General features: G+C 41.5%; 10 protein-coding genes. 5 read left to right on the top strand and 5 right to left on the bottom strand.

Translation table 11 applies throughout. The annotated features are described in order from the left end of the window. Positions 1-179: 179 nt before the first annotated feature. A complete protein-coding gene (locus H2245_RS09870; protein WP_182407227.1) occupies positions 180-479 on the top strand; it encodes an integration host factor subunit alpha in 300 nt (99 codons plus the stop codon). 180 nt (positions 480-659) lie between these two features. Here the strand turns inward: H2245_RS09870 and H2245_RS09875 are convergent, their stop codons facing one another. Further along, positions 660-1,016, bottom strand: coding sequence for a hypothetical protein (locus H2245_RS09875; protein WP_182407228.1), 357 nt, complete (start codon positions 1,014-1,016; stop codon positions 660-662). A 429-nt stretch (positions 1,017-1,445) separates the two neighbouring features. On the opposite strand from H2245_RS09875, the gene H2245_RS09880 reads away from it, so the two are divergent. Then, positions 1,446-2,330 (top strand): neutral zinc metallopeptidase, encoded by an 885-nt coding sequence (locus H2245_RS09880; protein ID WP_182407229.1) that lies wholly within the window; start codon positions 1,446-1,448, stop codon positions 2,328-2,330. 153 nt (positions 2,331-2,483) lie between these two features. On the opposite strand, the gene H2245_RS09885 is transcribed toward H2245_RS09880, so the two are convergent. The 3 genes from H2245_RS09885 to trxA form a co-directional block, all read right to left on the bottom strand. Continuing rightward, positions 2,484-2,732 (bottom strand): hypothetical protein, encoded by a 249-nt coding sequence (locus tag H2245_RS09885; RefSeq protein WP_182407230.1) that lies wholly within the window; start codon positions 2,730-2,732, stop codon positions 2,484-2,486. A 572-nt stretch (positions 2,733-3,304) separates the two neighbouring features. Then, positions 3,305-4,573, bottom strand: coding sequence for a transcription termination factor Rho (gene rho / locus H2245_RS09890; protein ID WP_182407231.1), 1,269 nt, complete (start codon positions 4,571-4,573; stop codon positions 3,305-3,307). A 541-nt stretch (positions 4,574-5,114) separates the two neighbouring features. Next, a complete protein-coding gene (trxA, locus tag H2245_RS09895; RefSeq protein WP_182407232.1) occupies positions 5,115-5,441 on the bottom strand; it encodes a thioredoxin in 327 nt (108 codons plus the stop codon). A gap of 370 nt (positions 5,442-5,811) precedes the next feature. Between trxA and H2245_RS09900 the strand changes: the two genes are divergently transcribed. Both H2245_RS09900 and H2245_RS09905 read left to right on the top strand, forming a co-directional pair. Then, entirely contained in the window at positions 5,812-6,525 is a 714-nt protein-coding gene (locus H2245_RS09900; protein WP_182407233.1) for an RluA family pseudouridine synthase, read from the top strand. A 111-nt stretch (positions 6,526-6,636) separates the two neighbouring features. After that, on the top strand, positions 6,637-8,268 hold the full coding sequence (locus H2245_RS09905; RefSeq protein WP_182407234.1) for an NAD(P)/FAD-dependent oxidoreductase: 1,632 nt from the start codon (positions 6,637-6,639) through the stop codon (positions 8,266-8,268). A 10-nt stretch (positions 8,269-8,278) separates the two neighbouring features. On the opposite strand, the gene H2245_RS09910 is transcribed toward H2245_RS09905, so the two are convergent. Continuing rightward, complete coding sequence (locus H2245_RS09910) at positions 8,279-9,226, bottom strand: D-2-hydroxyacid dehydrogenase (protein WP_182407235.1); 948 nt, start codon at positions 9,224-9,226, stop codon at positions 8,279-8,281. Between the two features lie 439 nt (positions 9,227-9,665). On the opposite strand from H2245_RS09910, the gene rapA reads away from it, so the two are divergent. Then, the gene (rapA, locus tag H2245_RS09915; protein WP_182407236.1) at positions 9,666-12,554 is read left to right on the top strand and encodes an RNA polymerase-associated protein RapA; all 2,889 of its coding nucleotides are present in this window, start codon (positions 9,666-9,668) and stop codon (positions 12,552-12,554) included. Positions 12,555-12,839 lie beyond the last annotated feature (285 nt).

Below are 12,839 nucleotides of genomic sequence, written 5' to 3' on the forward strand. Positions count from 1 at the left end.
ATATAGTATGAACTAGAAATGCTAGATGACTGTTAATAAAGGATTTTTAGTATTATTTAAATAAAAATCGTGCCAAAAATCCTTTATAATCATCAAGGTAATTTCTAGAGCAATACCGTTTGTTCAATAATATCATCACGATATATCAATACTGCACCATTTAAGATAGGAGTCGTACTGTGAGTACCTTAACCAAATCTGATATGATTGAGCATCTCATGTATCAGCTTAACCTAACCCGCCAAGAAGGGCGCTGCTTGGTTGAGAACTTTTTTGATGAATTGTCAGAGAGCTTGATTGCTGGTAACGAAGTCAAACTTTCAGGCTTTGGTAATTTTGAGCTTAAAGATAAAAGTAGCCGCCCAGGTCGTAATCCAAAAACGGGGGAGCCGGTTGACGTTTCTGCTCGCCGCGTCGTTACTTTTAAAACGGGACAAAAATTCCGTCAAAAAGTTGACGAGCGTTTATTTGAAGTGTAGAAAATTTCAGGGAAAAAGTAGTAAGGGTTATTAAAAATATAAATAGTTGTGCCAATATTCTATTTATATTAGCTATCTATCATTCTTTTATTATCTCTAATCCTAAATGACAGACACAAAAAAGAGAGCATACGCTCTCTTTTTTTACTACCGTAATATTTATTGTATAAACAATAAAACTTACTTAGCTGGCTCTTCAACAACAACTACGTCGTCAGCAGCATTAGCAGCAGCAGTATCGCTAGCTACGTCAACGCTAGTAGTAGTACCGTCTACAGGTACTTCAGCATCGATTTCGTCAGTAGCAGTAGCTACTTGAGCGTCAGCGATGTTAGCTTCAGCGTTAGCAACAGCAGCGTCAGCTTCTGCAGTAGGTTCGCCTTCAGCAGCTGCTTGATCTAACTCTGCAGATGCGTCTTGCACTTCTTCTTGTGCGTCAGACAAATCTTCAGCAGCGTTTTCTTTGTTGCTATCACAAGCAGTTAAGCCCATAGAAGCGGCCATGATACCAGCTAGCGCAAGTAATTTAAGTTTCATACGATTTCTCCGGAAAAATGAAATGATCAGTAGCTATAGCACGGAAAAAAGTCGAGCTTTCGACATACTCGAAAGTCAACTAATCTTAGTTACAGCTACTCAGCTTCCACGCATTCTATACTCTTTCTTTTGAAAAGAAAAGACGTTGTACACTTAAGTAACAATAAACTTGTAATTAATATTTTAAGTGTCTATTTTGATGTCGATTTTAATACAATAAAGCGACCTACAATCCGTATAATTAGCGCTACAGGCTATTACAGTACAGCATCTTAGCATGACTTGAGAGTAGTCTTACATGTAGCTTACTATGATACTTATATAATTAAAATTAACAAGTCAAAGTGCTCAGTATCTTGCGTAGTTAGATACCTCTAACTCCAAATACCTTTAATAACTTAATAAAAATTCTATTTAAGGATAACAATTATGAAATGGCAAGGTCGGCAGGGCAGCTCGAATGTGCGCACCACAGGCGGTGGCAAAATGATAGGCGGTGGTATTGGCGGTATTATTATCGCTGGTATCCTGTGGCTGGTATTTGGTGTCAATCCAATGACGGCGCTACAGACAGGACAAGTGGTTGCTGGGGGCGGCAATAGTACTCAACCTGCGACTGATGATGATCGCGATACCCGATTTGTTAAAGTGGTGCTCGGCGATACTGAAAGAGTATGGAATCAGGTATTTACAGAAGGCGGGCAAACTTATAAAGAGCCATCATTGGTACTGTTCAATGGACAAGTTAGCTCGGCTTGTGGCAGCGCCACCTCAGCCACGGGTCCTTTTTATTGCCCGGGAGATCAGACCGTCTATCTTGATACGTCTTTTTTTGCAGAAATGCGTCAAAATTTAGGTATTAGTGGCGATCAACAGGGTTCAGGTGATGCAGAAAATCAAGGTAAGGCAGGAGACTTTGCTCAAGCCTATGTTATCTCACATGAAGTAGGTCATCACGTTCAGACCTTATTAGGTATTACCCAGCAAGTGAATGAAGCCAGCCGTCAAGTGACACGCGCCCAAGCTAATAAGCTTTCTGTACTCCAAGAGCTGCAGGCAGACTGCTTCGCTGGGGTATGGGCAAATCGCAATCAATCTTTAGTGGAAGGTGGCTTTATCGAACCCGGTGATATCGATGAGGCAATCAATGCCGCCAGTCAAATCGGTGATGATCGTTTGGCAAAAGCCAGTGGACGTGCAGTAACGCCAGATAGTTTTACGCATGGAACCAGCCAACAGCGTGTGCAATGGTTTAGCCGTGGACTTGAAAGCGGTAACGTACAATCATGTGATACCTTTAGCGGTGCGTTATAGAAAATCGCACACTATGATGATTTTTTGTTGGTATTTGGATGTCTTATTGACTTCAAAAGTAAACAGCATTAAAAAAGCCTACCATTTAAATGATAGGCTTTTTTGATTTTAGGTATGATAAATAAACCTAAGTTTGAGCTATAACATCAAAGCTTAGTGCTTTTTGTTATTATCAAGAATATAAGCACCAGCACCGCCAACCGCTGCACCAGCAATTGCACCACGAGCGATATCTTTGCTATTGCCGCCACTTCTGATCAGTGCGCCAGCTGCTGCACCTGCCGCCGTACCTTTAGCAGTGTTGCTTAAGCCACTGTTATAACCATAGCCAGAATTACAACCAGTCATAATAAGTGCCGAGCTAGCAATAGCTGTCATAGCAATAGTTTTTGCAAATTTCATATGAGTACCTATATAAGTTATGTTATGCGCGTTACGCACATAGTAGCAATAAATATATGATATTTTCAACATTTAACCAATATCAATGTATTTATAAAAGTTTACAAATAGATTTTTTAAGGATACCAATTATTTATCTAAGTATCATTAACAGTGACTGTAAAATTTTTTAGTAGCAATATTTTAAAAATACATCATATACATCTATTAAGGCTTTCTTTAGACAACTAAGAGCTTTAAAACCAAACGAATATTTCTAAATTAATGCCTTCCTAACCAATTCTAACAAGCCGTTTTTACTAAATTGTAGCAGGACATATCTATTGTTCCAATAATAATCTATTTTCAGTGGGGGAGTCGTAGTAAAAAGGCTAAGCTTTACAAATATTATGTAAGTGATGTTACGTCCACGTATCATTGGTAGGAGATTAGCTTAGTATTATTGTATTATCATCGATAATACGCTAACTGTTTTTAGGTATGTTTGTAAGATTTATAATTACAGGAAATAAAAAAAGACCGCACAGTGGCAGTCTTTTTTAAATAAGACAATCTATAATAGCGTGGCTGGTCTAGTTTTGTGATTTACGCTTCATTTGTTCAAAGAATTCATCATTAGTTCGCGCTTCTTTTAAGCGATCTAATAAGAATTCAGTCGCTTGCACCCCATCCATCGGCTGCAATAATTTACGTAATATCCAAACTTTACGTAGCTTATCTTCATCAAGTAGACGTTCTTCGCGACGTGTACCAGATTTTTTGATATTGATAGCAGGGAAGACGCGTTTTTCTGCCAAATCACGTTCAAGAGTAATTTCTTGGTTGCCCGTACCTTTGAATTCTTCAAAAATAACGCTGTCCATTTTACTACCGGTGTCAATCAGGGCACTGGCAATAATGGTTAAACTGCCGCCTTCTTCAACGTTACGCGCCGCACCGAAAAAGCGCTTTGGACGTTCAAGAGCATTGGAATCCAGACCACCAGTTAGAACTTTGCCGGACGATGGGATAACGGTGTTATAAGCACGAGCCAGACGGGTAATAGAGTCGAGTAAAATAACCACATCTTGCTTATGTTCAACCAAACGTTTGGCTTTTTCGATAACCATTTCTGCTACTTGAACATGGCGCTGCGGTGGCTCATCAAAGGTTGAAGCAACCACTTCACCGCGTACCGTACGTACCATTTCGGTTACTTCTTCTGGACGTTCATCAATAAGTAAAACGATTAAATAACATTCAGGGTTATTACGGGTTATCGATTGAGCGATATGTTGTAATAACATCGTTTTACCCGCTTTTGGCGGTGCAACAATGATAGAGCGTTGACCTTTACCAATCGGTGCAATTAAATCAATAATACGACCAGTCAAATCTTCAGTCGTCCCGTTACCAAGCTCAAGTTTAAGATGCTCAGTTGGAAAGAGGGGTGTTAAGTTCTCAAAAATGAGCTTATGACGTGAACGGTCTGGGGTATCAAAGTTAATTTCCCCCACCTTTAATAAGGCAAAATAGCGCTCAGAATCTTTTGGAGGACGAATAGTACCAGCGATGCTATCGCCAGTTTTTAAGCTAAATCTACGAATCTGGCTTGGGCTGACATAGATATCATCAGGACCTGCCAAATAAGAGCCTTCAGAAGAGCGTAAAAAGCCAAAACCGTCCGGAAGGACTTCAAGTACGCCATCACCGTAGATGGCCTCACCGTTACGAGCATGGGTTTTTAAAATCGCGAAAATGATGTCCTGTTTACGGCTACGTGCCATATTATCAAGACCCATATCTTTGGCTATCGCCAACAGTTCAGCGATTGAGTTTTTCTTTAATTCAGTTAAGTTCATAGATAAGTCATTAGCTATTTATCGGGTGAGGCATGCCAGTAGCTGGACAACCCACAACATTGATTAAGATTACGGAAGTGTAGCAATATAGGATAGGCACAGAATTTAGTCTTAAACAGCCTGCATTGTTATCGATCAGGTTTGTGTCGTCTGACCAAGATAATGGTGAGATGACAAAAAAGAAAATCAAAAAGGCAATACAAGAGTCAAACAGAGCTCTGTATCGGTTATTAAATGCATTTAGTAGCTATACTTGGTAATGATAGTTGTGTTTTGTATTGATAAACACGAGGAGAACAGCGACAAGACGCTTATGAAAACTACTATTTTCTCTTGTCAGCAGACTATACGGTTTTCACGTTAGGCTTGTCAATTATTTTTGCTAAAAAATTGGGATAATCATCTTTTTCTACAAAAAACGAACAAAAAAGCCATTATCTACAGTCAATAATGGCTTTTTATCTATCTCTTACCTAAATCAAAGCAACAAAACGATTTTTAATTTTCATAGCTGTAAGTAAGATTTTTTAATAACAAGTACTTATAAATGTTTATCAAGCACTTTAGCAAGTTCAGCTTTTGGCTGTAAACCCATTACTGAATCTACTTTTTCGCCACCTTTAAACACAAATAACGTTGGAATGTTACGGATACCGAAGCGGCTGGCAGACTGTGGATTGTGATCAACGTCGACCTTAACAATTTTGACTTTACCTTGGTATTCGGTTGCCAAGTCTTCTAAAATAGGGGCAATCGCTTTACAAGGACCACACCATGTTGCCCAAAAATCAACCAATACAGGCACGTCTGACGCCAGTACGTCTTGGTCAAAATCAGCATCGGTAGTATTTATAATAAGGTCTGACATAATTTTTCTCTCTTGTTGTGTCTTCTTTTTTAACAAAAAAATGCAATTAACGCTTACAGATTAAAGGCTCTAAAGAAGTTAGTATGGATAAAAATTTGCAATTATCTTACCATGTATTTTGGGTGCTAATGGTCAAAAACAGGTTAAATTAATCAACAATTACGTTTAGTACAATGAATCGAAACATAAAGTAACGCGCTTAGTAATTACAAATATTACTGTTATTTGCTTCATTTTACGTTGTAGAAAGTTAATCATTAAACTATTTTTTCAAACTTTAACTTCTTATTTACTCATTATACTGCGCGTATATTTCCTTCTTCATTTCACTCTATTCTAATTCAATTCACTTAATAATAAGTAGTCATTTATGCCGTTTTCCGATGCCGCAATCGATGCGCTCAATCAGCAAGAAACACAGTATTCGCCCGAATTTTTTGAGACATTTGCAAAAGAAATTACGGTTTATGAAGATGAAGATATTTGGGTAGTTGATAAGCCAGCTGGGCTATTAAGTGTCGATGGTAAGACGTTAAAGGTGAGCTTGTTATCCCGACTTGAACGAGCAAACCCAGCGGTAAAGCTGATTCATCGCTTAGATATGGACACTTCTGGACTGCTTATTTTTGCAAAAAACGCCGCCTCGCAAACCCATATTAGTAAGCAATTTATTGAGCGTTTGCCACAAAAGACTTATCAAGCAAGAGTCTTCGGTGAGTGGGAAACTGTGGGTGCAAAAGGCAAAATATCTGTGCCCGTACGCTATGAGCCTGCCACCAAGCCGCGCCATATCGTCGATTTGGAATGGCATAAACATGCGCTGACCTTATACCAAGTGTTAGCGCATGAAGAATGTGCTGGGCAGATGGTAACGCGTGTGGCGCTAAAGCCGGTGACTGGACGCAGTCATCAGTTGCGTGTGCATATGGTACATGTCGGTCACGTCATAATTGGCGATCCTATTTATGCAGAAAATGAAGCACTGAAAATTGCGCTGCGACTTAATCTGCATGCGCAGCAATTACGCCTCAAGCATCCGGTACTGGGTGCGTGGATGAATTGGGAAAGTCATGTCCCTTTTTAGCGAGTTTTTAGTAGGTTTGTAGTGAGTTACCGTTAACGCAAAGAGCGTCAGAAAATACTTTCGTTCGTGTTGGTATCCGTCACGTAATCAGTAAATAAAAAGGATAATATTATGGTTGCTACTACTGTTAATAATTTACCAAACATTATCGAAAAAAAGAGATTTGCAGTCTCAAAATCCAAGCCAAAAAACTTTGTACATAATCCTACTGCCGATTATGAGGTACTAATAATTGGCGCAGGTATCTCTGGAATAGGAATGGCGTGCCGTCTACAGCAAAATAGTGATAAATCCTCTAGGTATAGAAGAATAAAAAATACGTTTAAACGCGCAAAAGTGGATACTAGCAAGCATTTTTTGGTATTAGAAAAACGTGCCGATTTGGGCGGTACTTGGGATCTGTTTAATTATCCGGGCATCCGCTCAGATTCTGATGCGTTGACATTTGGCTATAGTTTTCGTCCATGGCTAAATCATAAGATGCTGGCAAAAGGTGCGGATATTAAAAGCTATATTGCCGATACTGCACGCGAATTTAATGTTATCGAGCATATTCGTTATCAGCATGAGGTTCAGCACTTATCATGGTCAACTATCGATCAACATTGGACGGTAATGGTCAAGAATCATGAGAGTGGCGAGGTCTTTACAGTGACGGCAAGCTTCGTCGTTGGGGCATCTGGTTACTATGATTATGCTACTGGCTATCGACCGAAATTTAAAGACGAAGCGCAGTTTCAAGGTGACATTGTTCATCCGCAGCAGTGGCACAATGTAAATTATCATGATAAAAAAGTAATCGTGATTGGCAGTGGCGCGACAGCGATGACTTTAGTGCCAGCGCTGGTTGATGAGAACAGTGAACAATGTGCGCGTCATGTCACCATGCTACAGCGTTCACCAACCTATGTCGCCAGCGTATCAGGTGACGATCATGCGCTTGATTGGCTATCGGGTAAGTTCTCTCCTTTATCAGTGCATCAAGCATATTCTTTATTACGCACACGCAATATATTGTTTCAGCAAGGACTCTATCAAGCAGCAACCCATGCCCCAAAAGTAATAAAAGCGCTGTTAAAGCATGGCGTAAAGAAAGAGTTGAAAGGGAGTGACGTTGATGTTGCCCATTTTACACCTTCTTATAATCCGTGGGATGAGCGACTGTGCGCTGTTCCCGATGGTGATTTATTCACTGCTTTGCAGGGGTCACGTGCTGAGATTGTGACGGATGAAATCAGCCACTTTACGACAACTGGCATTGCGCTAAAATCAGGCAAGCAGCTTGATGCTGATATTATTGTTACTGCGACGGGACTTAAATTACAAATGCTTGGCGGTGCGGCGTTAGTTGTGGATGGACAGCCCGTCGATGTGGGTACACGCATGACTTATAAAGCGGTGCTGCTTGAGGGTGTACCCAATATGGCAGTCATGTTTGGCTATACCAATGCGTCATGGACGCTAAAGATTGATTTGGCGTGTCAGTATGTGGTTCGACTGCTCGATTATATGCATAAAAATGGCTATCAAGCAGTATGCGCGCAGGCGCAAAACCTAAGCGAACACGCACAGCCGGATACCGTACTTGGGGCATTATCAGCAGGCTATGTGCGCCGTGCCAAAGATACGCTCCCCAAACAAGGCAACTGTTATCCGTGGTATGTCACTAATAATTATATAAGCGATTATATGATGCTTAAATACCGTAAAATTAACGATAGTTGGCTGCATTTCACGCGTTAATTTTTTATTATTATACGGATTGCTTATCAATAAATTCTGTCACTTGCTTACTTAGCATTTGCCATAAAGTTTCTTGCGCACTTCTACTGCCCCAAGCATTGTGCGGACTAAAAATAACCCTTGGATGGTCTTTCAATGTTAATAAAGGGTCATCAGTAATGATAGGCTCTTGCTCAAAGACGTCGCTGCCATAGCCGCTCACTTGTCCATTATTAATCGCCTCAGTTAATGCTTGGCTATCGACTATACCGCCGCGCGCAACGTTAACGAGGATAGGTTTTTTAACCATTTTTGCGAGTGTGTCTTTATTAATCAAATGCTCAGTTTGTTCGTTCAGAGGACAATGCAAGCTAATCACATCTGCACGCGCCAGCACCTCATCGAATGCGGTATAGTCATCATTACGTGGCGTGCGCCCTTGGTGCTCTGCCCATAATACGGTCATGCCAAAGGCGCGAGCAATGTCAGTAACGCGCTTGCCAATGGTGCCAATACCAACGATACCGAGCGTTTTATCTTCTAAATCGATGAGCGGGATATCGAGTAGGCAAAAATTACCATCATTCTCCCACGTGCCATCAATCACTTTTTGGTGATAATAAATGCCTGCACGCATTGCGTTTAGCATCAACATAAAAGTGTGTTCAGGCACACTTTTTACCGCATAACCGGCGACGTTATATAAGGCAATATCATGAGCGGTACAGGCGTCTTGATCGACATTATTCATACCAGTTGCGGTGATTTGAATCAGTTTTAACTTAGGTAATTTAGCAATCACGTCAGCAGAAATTTTTACTTTATTGGTAAAAATAATCTGCGCATCTTGGCAACGCTCAATAATGATTTGGTCGTCTTGTGGCGTATCATTATGAGTAATATAATCGCTAATCCCTGCCGGTGCTGGCAAGTTAATATCATCTGAAAAAGATCCTTCATCCAAAAATACAGCGCGCATAGCGGCTCCTGATAATAAGTTATTATTTGTGGTTGGTTATTTGGTCATAAATAATGGTTTATGATTTTATTGGTCATACTAGATTTTATAGATGATACTTAAAGTGCGCCTACTAATGTAGCATGTCATTATGGTCAAGCACCATTTAGCTTGGCGATATTTAAAGTTTTAGCGATTGCAGTTTCAACTATCCTTAATTAATTTCCTTTTAATAACTACAGCTGAAAAATCATATTTTACACTTAGCAAATTGATAATTGGCATTTTCCCCAAAATTTAGGAGCCTATCCAATAGCTTAGATAAATATACTCTTGAAAAAGTAAGTTAGCGCATGCATCTAGCTGCTAACGCTATATAATAGACACGCTTATGCCGTGATTGATTAAATAACGGTTATTACCACTTTTCTTATCATCTGAGTACAAAAGACATCGCCCTATGACTATCTCTGCCGCTGTATTGCATAATTCTGAATTTGCTGTTGGTCAACGCTATTTATCTGATACGGAGTCCGAGCTTGGCTTGGGTGTGGTTGTCGATGTCGACGACCGCTGTGTGCATATCTTATTTCCGCAAAGTGAAGAAACACGCGTCTATGCAAAAAACTCCGCGCCCTTATCGCGCGTGGTATTTAAAGTGGGCGATAGTATTTGCGACCAACAAGGCTTAACCCATACGGTCACGGCTGTTGATGAAGTGATGGGCGTGCTCAAATACAGTGTCGATGGCTATGATAAAGGCATTATGGAAACTCGCCTTGCTGCCAATATTACCTTGGCAAAACCGCTTGAGCGCTTGCTGGCTGGGCGTATTGAGCGCGGCGATTGGTATGAGCTGCGCCAAGATATCTTGCGCATGCAAGCGGCACTTGCTGGTCATCCCCTTAAAGGTTTGATGGGCGCGCGTGTCGATATCATTGAGCATCAGCTATATATTGCACATGAAGTGGGCAAACGTATCGCCCCACGTGTCTTGCTTGCCGATGAAGTGGGTCTGGGCAAAACCATTGAAGCCGGTTTGATTATTCATCAGCAACTACTCAGTGGTAAAGCGGAGCGCGTGCTGATCTTAGTGCCTGATAGCCTGCAATATCAATGGATGATTGAGCTACGCCGCCGTTTTAATCTCAATTTTGCACTGTTTGATTTGGTACGTACGGCGGCGATTAAAGAGCATGATCCTGAGCAAAATGTCTTTTTAACTGAGCAATGTATGATTGCCGGTATGGATTTATTGCTCGATCATCCAGACTTGTATGATCAAGCAATGGAAGCAGGTTTTGACTTATTGGTCGTTGATGAGGCGCATCACCTGCATTGGGATGAAGAGCGTGGTGGCAATGATAAATATGACTTGATTGCAGATTTTGCAGAAGAAACACCAGGTGTGATGTTACTAACCGCAACGCCTGAACAATTGGGTACGCAGAGCCATTTTGCGCGTTTGCGTCTATTAGATGCCAATCGTTTTGATGATTTAGATGAATTTATTGCTGGTCAAGACGCCTTTGCCGAAACGGCTGCAGTTGCTGGCGTGTTAATAGAAGATAAACCATTAAGTGACGGACAAATTGCGGCGTTATCGGGCTTATTAAATATCAGTCTCGATGAATTATCTGCAATTAATGATGATGAGAAATTACGAACTCATGCGTTAAATGAATTGCTTGACCGTCATGGTACGGGTCGCGTGCTATTTCGTAATACCCGTGAAAGTGTCAAAGGTTTTCATGGTCGTAGCAGTCAGCCTTATCCTTTGCCATTACCTGAAGCATGGATAGACAGCTATCAAACCTGCGGTAAATTGCGTGAGCAGTTATGGGGCGAAGAAAATCAGCCCGATGGCGGCTGGTTGGAAGATGACCCACGTGTGCCTTGGTTGATTGATATCCTAAAAGGCGAGCTAAAACATCAAAAGGTGTTATTGATTGCGCGCAGTGGCGCAACCGTTGAGAGCTTGGAGGCGGTATTACGTCTGCATGCAGGTATTAAAACCGCGATTTTCACTGAGCAAATGACCTTGCTGGAGCGTGACCAAGCCGCCGCATTTTTTGCCGATAATGAAGGCGCGCAGATATTATTATGTTCAGAGATTGGCTCTGAGGGGCGTAATTTCCAGTTTGCCAGTCAGCTGATATTATGGGATTTACCAGCTAATCCTGATACGTTAGAGCAGCGTATTGGTCGCCTAGATCGTATTGGGCAGACGCAAGAAATCACTTTGCATGTGCCATATGTCAAAGGCACGGCGCAGGAGCGTTTATATCAGTGGTATGACAGTGCGCTGAATATTTTTAACCAAATCTCGCCAACCGCGCAAAGTGTGCAAGAGCAATATATTGCCGAGCTAAAGCCGTTATTAGAAGGCGCGGATACGGCTGAGAATCGGACGATTTTGCAAGAAGTGATTGCTGATGCGCTCGAAACACGACTCGAGCTTGAAGCCCAACTGCAAGCCGGTCGCGACCGTTTGTTAGAATACAACTCATGTCGCCCACGCGTAGCCGGTCGTATTGCCGACGCGATGCGTGATTTTGATAGTCATAATGTGCTGCCAAAATTCGTTGAGCGTTTCTTAGCATCTGCCAACATTGAGTATAGCGTGCAGCGCGATGGCTCATGGGTGATAGCGCCTGTAGACAGTACAGAAATCAGTGAGTATATCGATGGGTTGCCGCTGGGTGACGAAGATGGTATGACCTTAACGTATGAGCGTGAGCTGGCGCTGCAACGTGAAAATATCGAATATATTACCCACGAGCATCCACTGATGCAGGCAATATATGAGCTGGCAACCACTAGTACCTTTGGTAATACCACGGTCGCCACGCTCAAAAGTGCCGCCATGCCCCAAGGGATGGTGATGATTGAGGTGAACTTCCGCGTAGAAGCCATTGCCCCAAAACTTCTTAACTTGCCTGCGACTTTGTCAACTCAAAACATCCGCGTCTTTATCAGTGAGCAAGGCACAGATTTATCCGCACGTGTTAGCGCTGAGATGATTATGCCGCATGTTGAGCGTTTGGATAAAAACCGCGCGCGCCAAGTGATTAAAGTACGTGGCGATGTGATTGAAAATCGCTATTATGAAGCAGAAGAGATTGCCAAAAAACAATTGGCAGATATCGGTGCGCAGGCAAGTGAACGCTTTAGCCAGCAATGGTCGCGGGAAATCAAACGCCTTAAGCATCTACAAACGATCAATCCTAACGTCCGTCCTGAAGAGATTGAGCGCCTAGAACAGCTAAAAGCGCAGGGCGAGCAAGCCTTAGCAAACTTATCCTTAGTGCCGGATTCTATTCGCGTTTTAGTAGCGGTGAAGCCTTAACGGCTATTTGTTACAATAAAAATGAGGTGTTCTTGTAGCGCCTCTTTTTTTATTTTAAATTTTTATTCATAGTTTTTTAAGCTGATATTTATGCTTGCCCCAATAGTCAGCATAAGATTTTATAACATCGCAGTGGTCACTGGTCAAACCTATAAATATTGGGTAAGATATTTGGTTTTTATTAATAAACGTCTAAGGATAATCGTTTATTAACCCCACAGTCATGGATGATTCCACTGTTAATATACGTTATTAACGCTAAATAATTTCTTGCTATTCTGAACT

This window comes from Psychrobacter sp. GP33 (assembly GCF_014119005.1).
In the GTDB taxonomy this organism is placed as follows: Bacteria; Pseudomonadota; Gammaproteobacteria; order Pseudomonadales; family Moraxellaceae; genus Psychrobacter.

What these genes read in the sequence shown, in the direction of transcription:
- H2245_RS09875 (WP_182407228.1), bottom strand. Translation starts at nt 1,016, where the DNA reads ATGAAACTTAAATTACTTGCGCTAGCTGGTATCATGGCCGCTTCTATG.
- H2245_RS09880 (WP_182407229.1), top strand. Translation starts at nt 1,446, where the DNA reads ATGAAATGGCAAGGTCGGCAGGGCAGCTCGAATGTGCGCACCACAGGC.
- H2245_RS09885 (WP_182407230.1), bottom strand. Translation starts at nt 2,732, where the DNA reads ATGAAATTTGCAAAAACTATTGCTATGACAGCTATTGCTAGCTCGGCA.
- rho (WP_182407231.1), bottom strand. Translation starts at nt 4,573, where the DNA reads ATGAACTTAACTGAATTAAAGAAAAACTCAATCGCTGAACTGTTGGCG.
- trxA (WP_182407232.1), bottom strand. Translation starts at nt 5,441, where the DNA reads ATGTCAGACCTTATTATAAATACTACCGATGCTGATTTTGACCAAGAC.
- H2245_RS09900 (WP_182407233.1), top strand. Translation starts at nt 5,812, where the DNA reads ATGCCGTTTTCCGATGCCGCAATCGATGCGCTCAATCAGCAAGAAACA.
- H2245_RS09905 (WP_182407234.1), top strand. Translation starts at nt 6,637, where the DNA reads ATGGTTGCTACTACTGTTAATAATTTACCAAACATTATCGAAAAAAAG.
- H2245_RS09910 (WP_182407235.1), bottom strand. Translation starts at nt 9,226, where the DNA reads ATGCGCGCTGTATTTTTGGATGAAGGATCTTTTTCAGATGATATTAAC.
- rapA (WP_182407236.1), top strand. Translation starts at nt 9,666, where the DNA reads ATGACTATCTCTGCCGCTGTATTGCATAATTCTGAATTTGCTGTTGGT.